11 protein-coding genes are annotated in these 14,353 nt (G+C 68.4%); 3 read left to right on the top strand and 8 right to left on the bottom strand.

What is annotated here, in order from left to right; translation table 11 throughout:
• Window positions 1–295: 295 nt before the first annotated feature.
• On the top strand, window positions 296–1,657 hold the full coding sequence (locus tag ACKY0W_RS04785; protein ID WP_409436614.1) for a PPE family protein, SVP subgroup: 1,362 nt from the start codon (window positions 296–298) through the stop codon (window positions 1,655–1,657).
• A 19-nt stretch (window positions 1,658–1,676) separates the two neighbouring features.
• Here the strand turns inward: ACKY0W_RS04785 and ACKY0W_RS04780 are convergent, their stop codons facing one another.
• Both ACKY0W_RS04780 and ACKY0W_RS04775 read right to left on the bottom strand, forming a co-directional pair.
• Window positions 1,677–3,665 carry a vWA domain-containing protein gene (locus ACKY0W_RS04780; RefSeq protein ID WP_409436613.1) on the bottom strand — a complete coding sequence of 663 codons (1,989 nt, stop codon included), beginning with the start codon at window positions 3,663–3,665 and terminating at the stop codon, window positions 1,677–1,679.
• The gene (locus tag ACKY0W_RS04775; protein ID WP_409436612.1) at window positions 3,658–5,055 is read right to left on the bottom strand and encodes a sigma 54-interacting transcriptional regulator; all 1,398 of its coding nucleotides are present in this window, start codon (window positions 5,053–5,055) and stop codon (window positions 3,658–3,660) included. The genes ACKY0W_RS04780 and ACKY0W_RS04775 overlap by 8 nt, the downstream gene beginning before the upstream one ends.
• Before the next feature lie 83 nt (window positions 5,056–5,138).
• On the opposite strand from ACKY0W_RS04775, the gene ACKY0W_RS04770 reads away from it, so the two are divergent.
• Window positions 5,139–6,164, top strand: a complete 1,026-nt coding sequence (locus ACKY0W_RS04770) for an alpha/beta hydrolase (RefSeq protein ID WP_409436611.1) — start codon at window positions 5,139–5,141, stop codon at window positions 6,162–6,164.
• Here the strand turns inward: ACKY0W_RS04770 and ACKY0W_RS04765 are convergent.
• Together ACKY0W_RS04765 and ACKY0W_RS04760 are read right to left on the bottom strand one after the other, a co-directional pair.
• Window positions 6,161–6,748, bottom strand: a complete 588-nt coding sequence (locus tag ACKY0W_RS04765; RefSeq protein ID WP_406756070.1) for a TetR/AcrR family transcriptional regulator — start codon at window positions 6,746–6,748, stop codon at window positions 6,161–6,163. The genes ACKY0W_RS04770 and ACKY0W_RS04765 overlap by 4 nt on opposite strands.
• Before the next feature lie 3 nt (window positions 6,749–6,751).
• Entirely contained in the window at window positions 6,752–8,554 is a 1,803-nt protein-coding gene (locus tag ACKY0W_RS04760; RefSeq protein ID WP_409437652.1) for an N-acyl-D-amino-acid deacylase family protein, read from the bottom strand.
• A gap of 127 nt (window positions 8,555–8,681) precedes the next feature.
• Between ACKY0W_RS04760 and ACKY0W_RS04755 the strand changes: the two genes are divergently transcribed.
• Window positions 8,682–10,058 (top strand): HNH endonuclease signature motif containing protein, encoded by a 1,377-nt coding sequence (locus ACKY0W_RS04755; RefSeq protein ID WP_409436610.1) that lies wholly within the window; start codon window positions 8,682–8,684, stop codon window positions 10,056–10,058.
• Between the two features lies 1 nt (window position 10,059).
• Here the strand turns inward: ACKY0W_RS04755 and purH are convergent, their stop codons facing one another.
• The 4 genes from purH to ACKY0W_RS04735 form a co-directional block, all read right to left on the bottom strand.
• Window positions 10,060–11,637, bottom strand: a complete 1,578-nt coding sequence (gene purH / locus ACKY0W_RS04750) for a bifunctional phosphoribosylaminoimidazolecarboxamide formyltransferase/IMP cyclohydrolase (protein ID WP_409436609.1) — start codon at window positions 11,635–11,637, stop codon at window positions 10,060–10,062.
• A complete protein-coding gene (gene purN / locus ACKY0W_RS04745; RefSeq protein WP_409437651.1) occupies window positions 11,634–12,221 on the bottom strand; it encodes a phosphoribosylglycinamide formyltransferase in 588 nt (195 codons plus the stop codon). The genes purH and purN overlap by 4 nt, the downstream gene beginning before the upstream one ends.
• A gap of 106 nt (window positions 12,222–12,327) precedes the next feature.
• The gene (locus ACKY0W_RS04740) at window positions 12,328–12,807 is read right to left on the bottom strand and encodes a hypothetical protein (RefSeq protein WP_409436608.1); all 480 of its coding nucleotides are present in this window, start codon (window positions 12,805–12,807) and stop codon (window positions 12,328–12,330) included.
• 84 nt (window positions 12,808–12,891) lie between these two features.
• Window positions 12,892–14,352 (bottom strand): DUF6350 family protein, encoded by a 1,461-nt coding sequence (locus tag ACKY0W_RS04735; protein WP_409437650.1) that lies wholly within the window; start codon window positions 14,350–14,352, stop codon window positions 12,892–12,894.
• Window position 14,353 lies beyond the last annotated feature (1 nt).

Genomic DNA, 14,353 nt, shown 5'->3' with positions numbered 1-14,353 from the left:
TGTCAAACACCATGGCGAGTCACCGGTTCGGGCTCGGAGAATGGTGGTACGCCCAGCGCATCGTCGGCCTTGACGCCATGGTCGAGGTGTTTGCCGCCCCGGAGTGTCGAGCCCCCTGTGGAGCGCCGGGCGAGTTAGATCGACGGATCACACCACCACCGACCCGTGACCGGAGGGATGCAACTGCAATGGACCGCTGTTCCCGAGCGCGGCGTCCCGTCCCCCGCAAGCGGGAGGTACCCCCAGCGCCCGGTTCCGCCGCGCTGGCGAACGTCGCCGCGGGCGTGCACGGGCAATGAATTTCGCGGCGTTGCCGCCGGAAGTCAACTCCGGCCTCATGTACCTCGGCGTCGGCTCGGGGCCGATGCTCGCCGCTGCGACTGCCTGGAGCGGATTGGCGGCTGAACTGCATACGGCGGCAGCAGGTTACGAGTCCGTGGTTGCCGAATTGACCAGCGGGGCATGGTCGGGCCCCTCGTCGGCGGCGATGACGGCCGCGGCCACCCCGTTCGTGGCGTGGTTGAACACCACCGCCGGACAGGCGGAACAGACTGCCCTACAAGCCAAAGCGGCGGTGGCCGCCTACGAGGCCGCGTTCGCCCTGACGGTTCCTCCGTCGATCATCGCGGCTAACCGCGCTCAGTTGCTGACGTTGCTGGCCACCAATCTGCTGGGCCAGAATGCCGCGGCGATCGCGGCCACCGAAGCCCAGTACGGCGAAATGTGGGCGCAGGACGCCACCGCGATGTACAGCTACTCGGCGCTGTCGACGACCGCCAGGGAGCTTGAGCCGTTCGCGCCGCCGCCGCAGACCAGTAACCCCGCGGGACCAGTCAGCCAGACCGGCGCTCAGGGCAATCCCGCCGCCAACCTCGCGCAGACGGTGTCGTCACGATTGGCCTCCACACTGGCCGGGCCCGGCTCGGCGGAGGCCACGCCGGGGTTGCCCGGCATGGCGTTGCCGACCGACATCCCTTCTGGATTCTTCGACTGGATGGGCGTCATCGCCGACGAGACCGCCCTTGGGATCGCCCTGCCGATGTCGATCCTCGGTGTCTTCCTGGCGGGCGCGGCAATGCATTTCGCGGAGCAGGACTCCCAAGAGATCTTCGACACCCAGGACATCCTGCGTGGCGGCCAGCGCAGCATCTTGGAGGCGTTGGGCCAGTTGGGTGGAGTCGCGGAACTGCCGAGCACGGATGCGCTGCGCATCCCGCACGTCCCGGTGGTGGCGTCCAGGGGCGAGGGGTTCCCGCTCGGGGCGCTCTCGACGCCCATCAGTTGGGCCGAGCTGGCCCCCGAGATCCGCCATGCCAGTTTCTCGACGCCGCTGGGCGCTGCCCCCACGTCGCCGGCTGGGCTGGGAACGGCATTCGGCCAGATGGCCCTGGCCGGTATGGGCGGCAGTGCGTTGGCCGGCGCCATGAACCAGCGCCGCTCGGATTCCGGGAAGGCGACGGCGGCCGCCGCGTCCACAGGGGCCGGCAAGCCGTCCTCGGATTCGGCAGAGCAGACAGCGGTGGCGGCGGCGCATTCTCCGCTGACCTCGGTGGCCGAGCTGGCGGCCGGGATCCGCGAACTCGGCGAACTGCACGACGCCGGCTATCTGACCGGCGAGGAGTTCGCCGCCCAAAAGCGCCGGCTACTGTCCCGGTGACCGCTCGGCCGAGCACTGTCTAGCGGCGCCGCGACCTCAGGTAGTCGCCGACCACCGCCGCGCCCAGGCCGTCGAGTTCGGGCACTACCACCCGGCCCTGGACCCGCCGTGCCACCTGGTCGATGAAGCGGGCCAGCCCGGGATCATCGCCGAGCCGGAAGATCGTCACCTGGGCACCGAGCCGGGCGACGTCGTCGAAGCCCCTGACGGTGTGGGCGATGGTCCGCGGGTGGGGCGGGTAATCGAAGAACACCGAGGGGCCCGTCGTACCGCGGCCGTCATAGTCCTCCAAGTGTGCCGTCGGCTCTCCGTCGGTGACCACCAGCACCACCGGCTGGGCGTTGGGGTGGCGACGCAGGTGCCGACCGGCCAGCGCCAGCGCATGGTGCAGATTGGTGCCCTGCTCGTAGACGCCTTCCAAGCCGGTCAGCTCAGCGGCGGTCACCGTGCGCGCGTAGCGGCCGAACGCGATGATCTGCAACGCATCTGAACGGAACCGAGTGCTGATCAGGTGGTTCAACGCCAGCGCGGTGCGCTTCATCGGCAGCCAGCGGTTGTCCATCACCATCGAGAAGGACGTGTCCACCAGCAGCGCAACAGCAGACTGGGTGCGGGTCTCGGTCTCGGAGACCTCGACGTCGTCGACGCTGATCGACAGCCGACTACGAGTGGCGGCCGTGCCCGGTTCGGCTACTTGGCGCAGCACACTGTTGGTCAGGGTCCGGGTGACGTTCCACGGCTCGGTGTCGCCGAACTGCCAGGGCCGGGTCGCCCCGGTGAGCTCGCCGGCCGCCCCGGCCCGCCGGTGGTCGCGTTCGCCGCGGCGCCCCGAAAGTTGCCGCGCCACATCGCGTAGCGCGGTCTCGCCGAGCCTGCGCATCGCCTTCGGCGACAGCCGCCACTGCCCGTCGGAGCTGCGGTCCAGGAACCCTTGGTTGAGCAACGCACGTTCCAGCTCGGCCAGGGTGCGCGCGTCCACGGCAGCCTGGTCGCCGAGTTGGCGGGCCAGTGCGTCAAGGTCGACGTCATCCATGCTCGCGCCCGGATACGCCTGCGACAGCTGCTCGGCCAGCTGCTCGAGCTCGGCGATATCGGCCAGGGCCTGGGCGCCCTCCCCCATGCCGAGCGGGTTGTTGCCGGAGAACTCCGACGAGCCGGTCCAGTCCTCTCCCGGCCGCGCCGCCTGCAGATGAGCATCGAGTCGCCCCAGCGCCTGCTGCAAGGCCGGGGAGCCGAACGCCTGCTCGGCCAACGCATCCAGCTCGGCACGCTGCTCGGCGCTCAGGCTGTTGCGGAAGCGCTGCGCTGCGGCCGCCCGCTGGGCCAGCGAATCCAGCAACTCCTCGACATTGCGCGGGTTCTCCGGGAAGAACTCGCCGTGCTTGTCCATGAACTGCTGAAAGTCTTGCTGAGTATCTTCGCCGCGAGAGTGCTTGTCCAACAGGTCGTTGAGGTCGTCGAGCATGTCGCTGACCCGTTGCCGGTCGGCGTCGGTGGCGCCTTCCAGTGCCTGCTTCATGCCGGAGAAACGCTGGTCGAGCATCTCGCGGCCAAGCAGGTCTTTGATCTTCTCGTAGGATTCGCGGGCCTCGCTGCTGCGCCAGTCGTAGTCGGCCAGCTCCTGCACCGCTTTGGCCGGCGACGGCGACAGCCCCTCGATCTGCATCTCGGCGAAGCGCGCGTCGTCGTCGAGCGCGCGGGCCAGTTCTTTGCGTTCGGCGAGCACCGCTTCGTCAAGCAGCTTCTTGACCTCGGCCAGGGTTCCGTCCAAGTTGTTGCGGCGCAACAATTCCCGACGACGCCGTTGCGCCTCGGCGGCCAGCTGGTCGGCTCCGGTCAGGTTCTTGGTGCCGCGGCGCAGCAGCTCTTGCAGCGCCCGCCGTGGCGAGGTCCCCTCCATGACGTCGCGCCCGATCTCCTCCAGCGCCTCGGCCAGGTCGACCGGCGGCGCCAACGGATCCGGCCCACCGGAGTAGGCCGAATACCGGGAGGCGTGGCTTCTAGCCATAGACGGTTTCGCCCTCGTCGGAGGTCTTGTCGATGCGCTTGGCCAAATACAATGCTTCCAAGGCCAACTCGAGCGCCGCGGCGCGTTCGCCGTCGGATTCCGCACCCAGGCGCTGCGCGACGGCATCGATCACCGGCAGGTCCGGCAACGCCGCCAGCACCGCCTTGGCTGAGATCCGCTCCCCCGTAGTCACCGTCGCGTTCTCGACCGCCGCCACCAGCGGGCCCACGTCGATCCCGCCCAAGGCCCGCGATGCGGTATCGGCGGTGGCTCGGCGCAGCAGGTGCTCCAGCACTGCCTGCTCGCGGCCCTCCTCCCCGGATTCGAATTCCAGTTTGCCGCGCAACACGTCGACGATCGTGCTCAAGTCCACCACTCGCGCCACCGGATCGGTTTCGCCCAGCAGCGCGCCGCGGTGCCGCGCCGAGGCCGCGACGGTCTCCGCGGCGGCGATCGCGAAGCGCGCCGAGACGCCGGAGCGCTGATCCACCGAGCGAGACTCACGCAGGTAGCGGGCGAATCGGGCCAGTACCGCCAGCAGGTAGTCGGGCACCTGCGCGCTCAGATGCGCCTCTTGGGCGATCACGCCGACCTCGGCGTCGAGTTCCAGCGGGTAGTGGGTGCGGATCTCGGCGCCGAAGCGGTCCTTCAGCGGGGTGATGATGCGGCCGCGGTTGGTGTAGTCCTCCGGGTTGGCGCTGGCGACCACCAGCACATCCAGCGGCAGCCGCAGCGTGTAGCCGCGCACCTGGATGTCGCGCTCCTCCATCACGTTGAGCATCGCCACCTGGATGCGCTCGGCGAGGTCGGGCAGTTCGTTGACGGCGACCACGCCGCGGTGCGCCCGCGGGATCAGTCCGTAGGCGATGGTCTCGGGGTCACCCAGGCTGCGCCCCTCGGCCACCTTGATCGGGTCGATGTCGCCGACCAGGTCGGCGACGCTGGTGTCGGGGGTGGCCAGTTTCTCGGTGTAGCGCTCGCTGCGGTGCCGCCACGCCACCGGCAGGTCGTCACCGAGCTCGGCGGCCCGGCGAATCGACTCCGGCGTGATCGGCGAATACGGGTGCTCGCCGAGTTCGGCGCCGGCGATCACCGGGGTCCACTCGTCGAGCAGCCCGGTCAGCGCCCGCAACAGCCGCGTCTTGCCCTGGCCCCGCTCGCCGAGCAGCACCATGTCGTGACCGGCGATCAGCGCCCGCTCCAGTTGCGGCAGCACGGTGTCGTCAAACCCGAAGATGCCGGGCCAGATGGCTGCGGCGTCGTCACCGTCACCGAGCCGGGCCAACAGGTTCTCGGCGATCTCCTGCTTGACCCCCCTTTCGCGATGGCCGGCGGCACGCAGCTCACCGAGAGTTTTGGGCAGATCGTGCGGGGCATTCGGCGCGGTCACCACTCCACGCTACGACGGGCGCGAAAGTCCGTCACGATGTCCTGCGTTTATCCGGACACCCAATACCCGATACCCTGGGTACCGTGAACTTTCCGGAATGGCGTGAACGACCGGCTCAGACCTACTTCGGTCCGGCCTCCTGGCAGGCCCGACTGCTGGCCGCGGCCGCAGCCATCTTTCTGCGCACTTCGATCGCAGTGCTGACGTTGGTCGGCATGGTCGTCAACCGGTTCTGGCCGGCAGGCTTGCAGCGCGCCCGCCTCGATCTCATCGACCAGCCGATGCGCTACATCCGGGCACTGCCGGGCACCGAGGTGACACCGGAGCGGTTGACCGACTGCCCGGCGGAGTGGGTGGTGGCACCGGAGGCTCGCGACTCGAACCGGGTGATCGTCTATTTCCACGGTTCGGCGCTGGTGACGCTGGGCCTCAATTCGCACCGCCGTTTCGCCAGCAAGCTCTCCGCGGTCACCGGCGCGAAGGTGTTCAACGTCGGCTACCGCTTGGCGCCGCTGGCCGGCATCGACGAGGCTGTCGCCGACGGCCTGTGCGCCTACCGCCGCGTGCTGGACGCCGGTTTCACCGCGGATCGCATTGTGGTGGCCGGAGATTCAGCTGGCGGGCTGATGGCGGTGAACACCGCCCTGGCCGCCCGCGATGCCGGGCTGCCGGCGCCCGCAGCTCAGGTCTTGATGTCACCGCTGACGTCGTCGGACATGGAGATCAAACGAGAGGCCGCACGCACCCACCGCGACCCGTTCTTCCCGTTCATGGCGTTCATGTTCATCTACCGGGTGTTCGCCACCGTGAACGGCACCCGTGAGCTGCCGGTGATGCCACCAGAGGCGGAGCTGCGCGGGCTGGGACCGTTCCTGCTGCAGGTCGGCAACGACGAGATGCTGCGCAACGACACCTTCGTGCTGGCCGACAAGCTGACCGCCGCCGGCGTACCGAACTGGGTTCAGGTCTGGGACCGTGCGTTGCACATGTTCCAGCTCACCTTCGACTTCAACCCCGACGCTCGGCGGGCAGTCGCCGAGATCGCCGACTTCGTGGACTACGCGGTGGCCGACGCTGCGCCCAGCGCCGAGTCGACTCTCGGCGCCTAGGCCTGCCCCTGCAATAGGGCCAGCAGCAGCGGAATGCGGTTGGCCTCGATCTCGGGTTGCGGCAGCACCGCGCGCACGATTGCCGCACCATCGAAGGTGTTGGTAAGCAACGCAACCAGATTCGGGAAGAGCTCCGGCGGAAATGCGTCCGCGGTGGGAATCGCCCGGGCGGCGTCGCAGATCTTGTCGCTGTAGTCGGCCAGCACGTCCTGCAAGACGGTGCGCAGTTTGTCGTCGGTGCGCGCGGCGATCAGCAGCTCGTAGACCACCGCATTGGTGGCGTTGGCGGTCAAGTCACGCAGTACCGTCAACACCGCCTCCAGCGCCGGCACGTCCGCCGGGATCTGAGCGACCTGTTTCCCAAACAGCTCCAGCTGACGTCGCAGCACCTCCTGCGCGGTAGCCGCCATGAAGTCGCCCATGGTGCCGAAGTGGCGGAACAACGCCCCATCGGATACCCCGGCGCGCGCGGCGATCACCTTGGCCGACGCCCGGGCGTAGCCGATCTCGGAGATGGTGGCGATGCTGGCGTCGAGCAATCCAGCGACGGTTGTCTCGCGGCGCTCCTGCTGAGTTCTGGCCATGCGCTAGACCGATTGCAGCTCACGGGATCCGGCGCGCAGGAAACGGCCGGACTTCACCGTCGCTCCGTAGCCGTCGCAGAACTGCCCGTTGCGGAACACCACGGTGCCACCCACGCCGGTCACGACCACCGCATCGTCGTTGCGGTTGACCATCCGGCTCAGGTCGCCGTAGAACGGCACCTTCTCCTCGTGGTAGCCGTCGACGGCGTCGGTCAGACCGGCCGGGTCGATCACCACGAAATCCGCGCGGTCGCCCTTACGCAGTGTGCCGGCGTCGAACCCGAACCAGTCGGCGACCTCGGAAGTCAGCCGGTACACCGCCCGCTGGACGCTCATGAACGGCCGCCCGGCCGCCTCGGCGTCGCGAACGCGCTTGAGCAGGCGCAGCGAGAAGTTGTAGAAAGCCATGTTGCGCAGGTGCGCTCCGGCGTCGGAGAACCCCATGTGGATCACCGGCTCGTTGGCCAACTTGTCCAGCTGCTTGGGCCGGTGGTTGGCGACGATCGTGGTCCAGCGGACGTTGCGTTCACCGTTGTCCACCAACACATCGAGGAACGCATCCAACGGGTGCAGCCCGCGTTCCTCGGCGATCTGCCCGAAGCTCTTGCCGACCAGGCCGACATCCGGGCATTCGACGATCACCGCGTCATGGAAGTCGCGGTGCCACAACGACGGACCCAGCTTCTTGCGGTCGAATGCCTTGCGGAACTTGCGGCGGTATTCGGTGTCGGCCAGCAGCGCGTTGCGCTCCAACTGGTCGCGCAGGTGCAGCGCGGCGGTTCCCGCACCGAATTCCTCGAACACCGGCAGATCGATTCCGTCGGAATACAACTCGAACGGCACCGGCAGGTGCTGGAACCGCACGCTGGACCCGAGCACGGCGTTGAGCAGCCGGGCACCGGGACCGAAGACCCGCACTGCGCCCGGTGCCGACTTGGCGTCCGCGGAGACCAGCAGGCTCATCCGGACCCCGCGTCGCCGGCCGAACATGCCGCTGCTGGTCAGGAAGAAGTTCAACGCCGTCAACGGGTTTCGGACGTCTGGCGCGCTCTGCAGCATCCGGCCGCGTTTGCGCAGCACCTTGATCAACCGCCGGCGCTCCCGCCAGGTGGCGAACGTCGACGGCAGCGCCCTGGACCGGAACCGGTCGCCGTCGAGCTTGTCGATGGGGGCGTCCATCCCGGACATACCCAACAGTCCGGCTTCAAGGCCCTGATCGAGCAGCGTGGCCATCTTCTCCAGCTCGGCATCGGTCGGGACGACGCCGTCGGTGGTGGCGCGGTCCAAGCCGAGCACCGCGGTCCGCAGATCCGAGTGGCCGAGCATCGAGCTGATGTTGGGTCCGAGCGGCAACTCCTCGAGGGCGCGCACGTACTCGGCGGGCGTGGACCAGGTCTTCTTGGACTGCAGCGCGTCCAGCACGAATTTGCGCGGGACCGCCTCGACCCGGCTGAACAGGTCGGCGGCGTCCTCGGACTCGGCGTACACCGTCGACAACGAGCAGTTGCCCAGCAGCACCGTGGTGACGCCGTGGCGCACCGATTCCCGCAGGCCCGGATCCAGCAGCACCTCGGCGTCGTAGTGGGTGTGCACGTCGATGAAGCCCGGGACCACCCACTTGCCGGCCGCGTCGATCACCTCCGGGCAGCCGGACTCATCCAGCTCCCCAGCGACGATGTCGGCGACGACACCGTCGCGAATGCCCAGGGTGCGGACCTGCGGGGCGTTGCCCAGGCCGTCGAACCACAGTCCGTTGCGGATGATCAGGTCATAGGCCACTACGTCTCCCAACTTCGAGGTTGAAATAGATAGTGAGCGCTGACAATCTTTCTGTCAAGGGGTCGATCCAGGGCAGTTATCCCCAGTCGGGGCTTGATCCACAGATTCGCGTTCTGTCTGCGCCAATCCCGGACGGGCGCCATAGTATTAGCACATGCGTTCGAGTAGTCGGGAAGCGGTCGTCGAGGTGTTCGACGCGCTGGCTGCCGACCTGGACCGGGCGCTGGACCTGGACTTCGACGCACTGACGCCGCGGGAATGCCTGGCACTGCTTCAGCGCTGCGAACGGCTGCGGCGGCGCCTTCCCGCAGCAGAGCATCCGCTGGTCAACCGGCTCGCCGACACCGACCCCGCCGAGTTGGGCGGCAAGCCCCGCTGGGTGCTGGCCGACGAACTCCACATCACCCGTGGGGAGGCCGGGCGGCGTCTGGCGGAGGCCGCCGAGCTGGGACCGCGCCGGTCCATGACCGGTGAAACCCTGGAACCGGTATTACCGAGCGCGGCCACCGCCCAACGTGCGGGAAAGATCGGCGCCCCCCACATCGCGGTGATCCGCTCCTTCTTCACCTACCTACCCGCGCAGGTCGACGCGGGGACCTTGACCCAGGCCGAACAGCACCTCACCGCATTGGGTACGGACTGTCGCCCCGACGAACTCGCCAAACTTGCCCAACGGCTGGCCGATCACCTGCATCCCGACGGTAACTACACCGAAGACGATCGCGCCAAAAGACGCGGCCTGACACTCGGCCCCCAAGACCGCAACGGCATGACCCTGATCAAGGGCTACCTCGATCCGCAAGCACGCGCCACCCTCGATGCCGTACTCGCGCGATGGGCCGGCCCCGGCATGTGCAACCCCAACGATGCGACTCCGTGCACCGCCGGCACCCCCTCGCAAGCCGCCATCGAAGCCGACACCCGCAGTGCGCCGCAACGCAACCATGACGCCCTCACCGCCCTGGGCCGCGCCCTGCTGGCCTCCGGGGACCTCGGTCAGCACAACGGCTTACCGGCCACCATCATCGTCTCGGCCACCCTGGCCGACCTGGAAGCCGGCACCGGCAAAGCCCACACCGGCGGCGGCACCTGGCTACCGATGCGCGACGTGATCGCCATGGCCAGCCACGCGCATCACTACTTGCGGATCTACGACGGCGCCAAAGAACTCGCCCTATTCCACACCAAACGCCTGGCCAACCCCGCCCAACGCATCGTGCTGTACGCCAAAGAACGCGGCTGTTCCCACCCGGGCTGCCCCATATCGGGCTACCACTGCGAAGTCCATCACGACCACGATTACGCCAAAACCAGGCGCACCGACATCACTGACCTGACCCTGCGCTGCGGCCCCCACCACCAACTCATCACCTCAGGCGGTTGGAAAACCCGCAAGCGCCACGACGGGACCACCCAGACTCTGCCCCCACCCCACCTCGACAGAGGTCAACCCCGCACCAACCACTACCATCACCCCGAAAAACTGCTGGGCGACAACGGTTCCGGTGCTGACGAAGACGACGGGCCTTAGCTCAGTGCGCGAAGTGCCGAGCCCCCGTCAGGTACAGCGTGATCCCGGCCTCGGCCGCCGCCGCAGTCACCTCGTCGTCGCGCACCGAGCCGCCCGGGTGCACGATCGCCTTCACCCCGGCGGCGGTCAGCGTCTGCAGTCCATCGGGGAACGGGAAGAACGCATCCGAGGCGGCCACCGCGCCGGCAACCCGCTCGCCACCGCGCTCCACCGCCAGCCGGGCCGCGTCGACCCGGTTGACCTGGCCCATGCCCACGCCGATGGTGGCACCGTCGGCGGCGACCACGATCGCGTTGGATTTGACCGCGCGGCAGGCCCGCCACGCGAAGACCAGGTCGGCCAGCGTGGCCGCATCGGCAGGTGACCCGGTGGCCAGTGTCCAGTTCGCCGGGTTGTCGCCGGCAGCGTCGAGGCCGTCGCGGCTCTGCATCAACAGCCCACCGCTGATCTGGCGCCATTCGGTGCCGCCGCGCAGCGGCTCAGAGGCCAGCAGCACCCGGATGTTCTTCTTGCGCGACAAGATCTCGACGGCACCGGCCTGGTAGGCCGGTGCAACGATCACCTCGGTGAAGATGGTGCTGACGTACTCCGCCATCTCCACGCTGACCTCGGTGTTGGCCGCGATGACACCGCCGAACGCGCTCAACGGGTCACACTCGTGGGCCTTGCGGTGGGCATCGGCCACCGACGTCGCCGAGACTGCGATGCCGCACGGGTTGGCGTGCTTGATGATGGCCACGCACGTCTCTTCGTGATCGAACGCGGCGCGCCACGCGGCATCAGCATCGGTGAAGTTGTTGTAGGACATCTCTTTTCCGTGCAGCTGCTCGGCCTGAGCCAAGCCCGGCCACGCGCCGGCGTCACAGTAGAGAGCGGCTTGCTGGTGCGGGTTCTCGCCGTAGCGCAGCTGCGCAGCCCGACGATAGGTGCGCCCGTACCACTCCGGCAGCGCCTGGCGCGGCTCTCCGGCCTGTTCGAAGGGTGCCAGCGTCGTCGACATCCAACTGGCGACCGCGACGTCGTACTCGGCGGTGTGCCGAAATGCCAGTGACGCCAAACGCTTCCGCTCTTCGAGGGTGAAGCCGCCGGCGTTGACCGCAGCCAGCACACCCTCGTAGCCGAGCGGATCGACCACTACCGCGACGCTGGGGTGGTTCTTGGCCGCCGCCCGGATCATCGAGGGCCCGCCGATGTCGATCTGCTCGACGCACTCGTCCTCGCCGGCGCCGGAATCCACGGTCTCGCTGAACGGGTACAGGTTGACCACCACCAGCTCGAACGCTGCGATCTCCAGCTCGTCGAGCGCCGCGGCATGCTCGGGCTTGCGCAGGTCGGCCAGCAACCCGGCGTGCACTCGGGGGTGCAAAGTCTTGACTCGGCCGTCGAGCACCTCCGGGAAGCCGGTCACCTGCTCCACCGGCGTCACCGGAATGCCCTTGGCCGCTATCGACTTGGCGGTGGATCCGGTGGAGACGATATCCACGCCGGCGGCGTGCAGGCCGGCGGCCAGGTCGACCAGTCCAGTCTTGTCGTAGACACTGATCAACGCCCGACGAATCGGTCGCTTGCCGTCGGTCATCCTAGGGTTGCCTTTCGTCCGTTCCAGGTCACGCCGCCGGTCGCCAATGCGGCCAGTACGTCAACCAGGAGCTTGCGCTCCACTTTCTTGATGCGTTCATGCAAAGAGTCTTCGTCGTCGCCGTCGAGCACCGCGACCGGTTCTTGGGCCAGCACCGGGCCGGTGTCGGTGCCGGCGTCCACCAGGTGCACGGTGCAGCCGGTGACCTTAACCCCGTAGGCCAACGCCTCGGGCACCGCGTGCGCTCCCGGGAAGGCAGGCAGCAGTGCCGGGTGGGTGTTGACGGTGCGCCCCAGAAACCGGGACAGGAAGTGCGAGCCCAGGATTTTCATGAAGCCCGCCGAGACCACCAGATCCGGGCTGTGGGCCGCGGTGGCCTCGGTCAGCGCAAGATCCCATGCCGCCCGGTTCGGATAGTCACCCATCCGGACGGTGAACACCGGCAACCCCGCCGCCGCGGCGATCTCCACCGCCCGGCAGTCGCGGTCGGTGCCGACGGCAACCACCCGCGCGGGGTAGTCCTCTACCGCCGCGGCCAGCAGCGACTCGAGTAGCGAACCGGTGCCTGAAGCCAGCACCACCATTCGGGCGGGGACGCTGGGAGCCACATGGATCGGTTGCACGGTGACTGAGCCTAACGCGGTGATGATTGCGAACGTAGCGAAGGTAGGCGCCGCAAGAGCCCGCGGTTCAGGCGGAGTGCGGCGCTCGATCCCGGGCGACCCGAAGTGCGGCCGCTACGCCATCCGTCCAGATCTCGACCATGTCCCAGGTGACCTCGGGGTGACCGATCGGCTGGGTCATCTTGCCGAGCTTGCTGACCCGCCCGTAGGCCAGGTCCTGAAAGTCGGGGTCGTCCAATTCGGGGAACTCCTCGTATTCACTGCAGAACCCCGCGCCCGCCAACTGGTCATAGAGGGCCTCCGCCAGATCATCGGTCAGTCCGATCCTGCGCGACTGCGGCGACGGCTCGATCATCTGCATCCCGGCCTCGACGCCGTCCACCCAGATCAGGACCACGACGTCGAGCACCCGCTCATGGCCCGGCGGCAGGATCAGCCCGGTCAGCAGTTCGGCCCGGGCGCCGGCCAGCATGTGCAGATTCCGCCGCCTCGGCACGCCAGCGGGGACGTTCTTGCCGGCGGGCTCGGTACTCACGACGTCGGTCATGTCGTCCCCTTGGAGTTCGGACGGGTCGGCACTCCCCATCCGATCAGCCAACGGCGACATATATAAGGGACCGAAGTCCTCGATTTAGCGGTCGTATCCGTCGTCGTCGGTGAACATCAGGTCTTCGGGGTCTTCCAGCGGGCCCGGCGGCTGCGTCGGCGCGTGCGACCGGAACGTTCGCGGCGGCTCGGGCTCCGGCGTCCAATTCAACTCGCCGTCGTCGGTGACCTCGTCGGGTTGGAAACCCGGTTCGAAGTCCGCGTCGAACAGCTCGTCAGGTTCGAAGGGTTCTCCGGCTGAGGCGAGGTCCTCGGGATCGACGTCGGCGATCGGCGTCGGGCTCGGTTCGGAGACCTGTTCGGGCTCCGCGGGCCGCTCCGGGGCGGGCGGCAGCACCCGCTGTGTGCCGGGCACCGCATCAGCCCGGACCCCACCGATCATCACCACCGTCAGCGCTCCGATCGCGGCGAACCAGCCGAACACCGCGGGACCGAACGTCAGTTGATCCACCCCGACGTCACCGAAGTTGCCCAGCCGTCCCCCACCGGCCAACCCCAGGACGGCCATCGACACCGCCGCGATCAAGGCCGCTACGGCGACCTTGGCCAGCGCCGGAAGCAGCGGCAGCGGCCGGCGGGCGCACTGCTGCCCCACGGCCACTCCCGAAGCCGCCCCGATGATCAGTAGCGCCACCCACGCAGGACCCAACGGCGGGGCGGGTGCCGCGGCCAGGATCGGCAGCGCAGGGATATCGCCGCCGAGCACGGTGAACGCGCTGAACAGCGCGGGGCCGATGTGTGCGCTCGAGCCGACCGCCATCGCCGTCGCACCGACCAGAACGTTGGGCACATACAGCAGCGCCAGCAGGGTCAGGCTGAGCTGGCCGAACAGTGAATCGGTGATCGCGTAGAGCTCGTGCATGGTTCCCCAGTGCCAGACCAGGGACAGCACCGTCACCGCGCCGGCCAGGCCGAACAGTGCCAGCATGCCGGTGATCGCGGCTCGGACCGAGTCCACCAGCCAGTCCGGCAGCCGGGTCTCGGCGAGCGCCCGCCGGCCCACCCGCGTGCCCACTCCCAGTGCCGCTCCGATCGCGTGGACAAAAAACACGTGCGCGAAGGCGCTCAGGGCATGCGGCGTCTGCAGTTCGGTGATGACCGAGGCCGCGTCGTGGATGACCGCCAGGGAGACCGCGGCGATCAGCAGTGGGCCGCCCACCGCGGAAGCCACGATCCAGCGGATGACGAACCATGAGGCCCCACGGGCGGTGGCCTGCGCGGTGGTTCGTGCCGTTCCGGCCACCATCAACAGCACCGGCAACAGCGGCAGTGCACCCAGGTCGCGGCCGCCGATCGAGACCGGCACCTGGTGCACGGCCAGCCACATGCTGGCGATGGCACCGGAAGCCCCGGTCATGTCGCTGTTGGCGATCAGCAACTGCAGCAGCGTTACCGCTGCGATAACCGTCAACGCCACGACGGACGGCCCGAAGGCGACCCGTAGCAGGTCGCGGGTCGGGTTCGAGCCTGGTTTGCCGCCGGTCACC

Source organism: Mycobacterium sp. SMC-14, from assembly GCF_046250075.1.
GTDB lineage: Bacteria > Actinomycetota > Actinomycetes > Mycobacteriales > Mycobacteriaceae > Mycobacterium.
The sequence above is the reverse complement of the archived record's forward strand: the minus strand, read 5'-3'. Positions and strand labels throughout refer to the sequence as shown.